Below are 3,557 nucleotides of genomic sequence, written 5' to 3'. Positions count from 1 at the left end.
GGGTCGGCCGGGACACCGACGACGACCTGTGGAAGAAGTTCCGCGCCGCCCAGGACGTGTTCTTCGCCGCCCGCACCGCCAACGACCAGGCGCGCAGCAGTGACGAGCTGGCCAACCAGAAGGCCAAGGAGGAGCTGCTCGCCGAGGCGGAGAAGCTCGACCCGGCCAACAAGGGCAACCAGAACGCACTGCGCAAGATCCAGGAGCGCTACGACGCCATCGGGCACGTGCCCCGCGGCGCCATGCGCGACCTCGAGGACCGGATGCGCACCGTCGAGGAGAAGTTCCGCGGCGCGAGCGAGTCCGCCCGCCCCCGGGTCCAGCCGGAGAACCCGCTGCTGACCTCGATGCGGGCGGCGGTGACCAAGGCCGAGGACCAGCTGGCCAAGGCGCAGGCCGCCGGCAACGCCAAGCGGATCGGCGAGGCCGAGGCCAACCTGGCCACCCGCCGCGAGTGGCTGGCCGAGGCCGAGAAGTCCGCCGGCCGCCGCTGAGCCACCGGGGAACGCACCATCGAGGGCCCGTCCGTCACCGGACGGGCCCTCGACGTTCTCCCGGCCGCCGATCGTGTACCAGCGGGGCCCGCGGGTAGGTGGTGGAGAGCCGAGGCCGGCGTCCGACTCGTCGGCACCCCCACCTCGTGAGGAGGCCCGCGTGGCCTTGTCCTACCGCACCCAGCCCGGCGACATCGACCACCTGATCGCCGACGACCACGCGGTCGTCGAGCGGCAGTTCCAGCACCTGGAGGCCGGCCGCGGCAACCGCCGGGTGCTGGTCGACCAGATCTCCTTCGAACTGGCCGCGCACGCCTTCTCCGAGGAGGTCGTGCTGTACCCGATCTGGCCGGAGATCGGGATGACCGACGAGCACGACGACGCCGAGCACGAGCACCAGCAGATCAAGGAGCTCCTGGTCACCCTCGGGCGCACCGAGCCGGGCCAGCCGGAGTTCGAGCAGGCGCTCACCGACCTGATGGAGGTCGTCCGGCACCACGTCCACGACGAGGAGGACGAGGAGCTGCCGGAGTTCCGGGCCAAGGCCGGGCCGCAGCGGATGGCCGAGCTCGGGGAGCAGTTCCTCACCAACAAGCGGATGGCGCCCACCCGGCCGCATCCGCACGCCCCCGCCGAGGGGATCGCGGAGAAGATCGCCGGGATGCTGGCCAAGCCGCTGGACCACGTCCGCGACGTGCTGTCCGGCCGGCAGAAGGAGCTGGTCACCGACGCCAGTGGCCTGCTCGACCCGCAGGCGCAGGCGATCGTCGACGCGCACTCGTCCCTCGGCCCGCTGCCGTTCGAGATCCTCACGCCCGGCGAGGCCCGCAAGCAGCCCGGCCCGGACGCCGCCGTGCGGAAGGTGATGGCCGACCGCGGGATCGAGGGCCCGGAGCCGGTCGGTTCGGTGGAGGACCTGAGGATCCCGGACGGCGCCGGCGGCGAGCAGACACTGCGGGTCTACACCCCGAGCGACCCGGGGGTCGGCCCGGTGCCGATCATCATGTGGCTGCACGGCGGCGGCTGGGTGCTGTTCGACATCGACACCTACGACGCATCGTGCCGCGGGCTGTCGAACAAGACGAACGCGATCATCGTCTCGCCTGACTACCGCCGGGCACCGGAGGCGGTCTTCCCGGCGTCGCACGACGACGTCCTGACCGCGTGGACCTGGGTGCGGGAGAACGCCCAGCAGCTGGGTGGGGACCCGACCCGGATGGCCATCGGCGGTGAGTCCGTCGGCGGCACCATGGCTGCGGCCACCTCGCTCACCCTGGCCGCCAACGACCAGCCCGTGCCGCTGGCCCAGGTCTGCGTCTACCCGCTGACCACGGCCGAGCAGTTCGGCGAGTCGATGACCGACGCCGCCGACGCCCGTCCACTGGACCGCCCACTGCTGTCCTGGATGGCGATGCACGCCTTCCAGGGCACGCCGGAGGCGGCGACCGACCCACGCATCGCACTGCTGGACTGGACCCCCGCGCAGCGGGCCAGCATGCCGCCCACCCTGGTCGTCACCGCCGAGCGGGACGTGCTGCGCAGCCAGGGGCAGCAGTTCGCCCAGGACCTGGAGTCCGCGGGGGTGTCCACCACGCACCGGCACGTCGAGGGCGTGATGCACGAGTTCTTCGGCGCCGCCGCCGTGCTCGACAAGGCCGAGCGGGCGCAGCGCGACGCCGCCGAGCACTTCACCCGGGCGTTCAACAGCTCTCACCGAGCCTGAGGAAGGACTCCGTCCTCCTCATCCCCCGGACGCTCGGGATCAGCCTCTCAAGGGGGGCCCAGCGTGGGCCCGTCACCCCGGTGGGTGGCGGGCCCTCGCTGTCGTCAGGCCGGGGCGCAGGCGGGCGCGGGGTCCGGCACGACGGGGGGCAGGCCGATCTGCGGCATGCCGAGCAGCACGCCCGGGGTGGTCGGGCGGGTGCCGGCCTCGCTGGCGTCCCCGGCCCGGGTGCGCCGGTGGGAGACCAGCTCGCCGTCGGCGACCAGGAAGTGCGGCTTCGCAGCGGTCACGACCGTCTCCACGACATCCCCGGCCCGGACTCCGTCGAGGGCGGTGAAGTGCACCAGCCGGCCGTCACGGGCCCGACCGGAGAGCCGGCCGCGGGCGGCGTCCTTGCTCCCCTCGCCTGCCGCGACCAGCAGCTCGACCGGCCGGCCGACGAGCGCCCGGTTCTCGGCCCAGCTGATCTCCTCCTGCAGGGCGGTCAGTCGCAGGTAGCGCTCCTGGACGACCTCCTTGGGCAGCTGCCCGTCCATCTCCGCGGCCGGGGTGCCCGGCCGCTTGGAGTACTGGAAGGTGAAGGCGCTGGAGAAGCGGGCCTGCCGGACGACGTCGAGGGTCTGCTGGAAGTCCGCCTCGGTCTCACCCGGGAAGCCGACGATGATGTCCGTGGTGATCGCGGCGTCGGGCATCGCGGCCCGCACCCGGTCGATGATCCCGAGGTAGCGGTCCTGCCGGTAGCCGCGGCGCATCCGGCGCAGCACGTCGTCCGACCCGCTCTGCAGCGGCATGTGCAGCTGGTGGCAGACCACCGGCGTCTCGGCCATCGCGGCGATGACGTCGTCGGTGAACTCCCGCGGGTGCGGGCTGGTGAAGCGGACCCGCTCCAGGCCCTCGATCCGCCCCGTCGCGCGCAGCAGGTCGGCGAAGGCGCCGCGCTCGCGGAACTCGACACCGTAGGCGTTCACGTTCTGCCCGAGCAGGGTCACCTCGAGCACGCCCTGGTCGACCAGGGCCTGCACCTCGGCCAGGATCTCGCCCGGACGGCGGTCCTTCTCCTTGCCGCGCAGCGCCGGGACGATGCAGAACGTGCAGGTGTTGTTGCACCCGACGCTGATCGACACCCAGCCGGAGTACGCGGAGTCCCGCTTGGCCGGCAGGGTGGAGGGGAAGACCTCCAGCGACTCGACGATCTCCACCTGCGCCTCGGCGTTGTGCCGCGCTCGCTCCAGCAGCACCGGCAGCGAGCCGACGTTGTGGGTGCCGAAGACGACGTCGACCCAGGGCGCGCGCTTGACGATCTCGCCGCGGTCCTTCTGCGCCAGGCAGCCGCCGACGGC

At 72.7% G+C, this 3,557-nt stretch carries 3 protein-coding genes; 2 read left to right on the top strand and 1 reads right to left on the bottom strand.

Going from position 1 to position 3,557, the window contains the following annotated elements; translation table 11 throughout:
- Together G5C62_RS26080 and G5C62_RS26075 are read left to right on the top strand one after the other, a co-directional pair.
- Nucleotides 1–494: DUF349 domain-containing protein (locus tag G5C62_RS26080; protein ID WP_164703284.1), on the top strand; the 494-nt coding region annotated here is incomplete at its 5' end.
- A gap of 160 nt (nucleotides 495–654) precedes the next feature.
- Nucleotides 655–2,217, top strand: a complete 1,563-nt coding sequence (locus G5C62_RS26075) for an alpha/beta hydrolase fold domain-containing protein (protein ID WP_052090846.1) — start codon at nucleotides 655–657, stop codon at nucleotides 2,215–2,217.
- Between the two features lie 104 nt (nucleotides 2,218–2,321).
- Here G5C62_RS26075 and miaB read toward each other — a convergent pair.
- Nucleotides 2,322–3,557 (bottom strand): tRNA (N6-isopentenyl adenosine(37)-C2)-methylthiotransferase MiaB (miaB, locus tag G5C62_RS26070; protein WP_164703283.1); only part of this gene is annotated, 1,236 nt, incomplete at its 5' end.

Source organism: Modestobacter sp. KNN46-3, assembly GCF_011039295.1.
The sequence above is the reverse complement of the archived record's forward strand: the minus strand, read 5'-3'. Positions and strand labels throughout refer to the sequence as shown.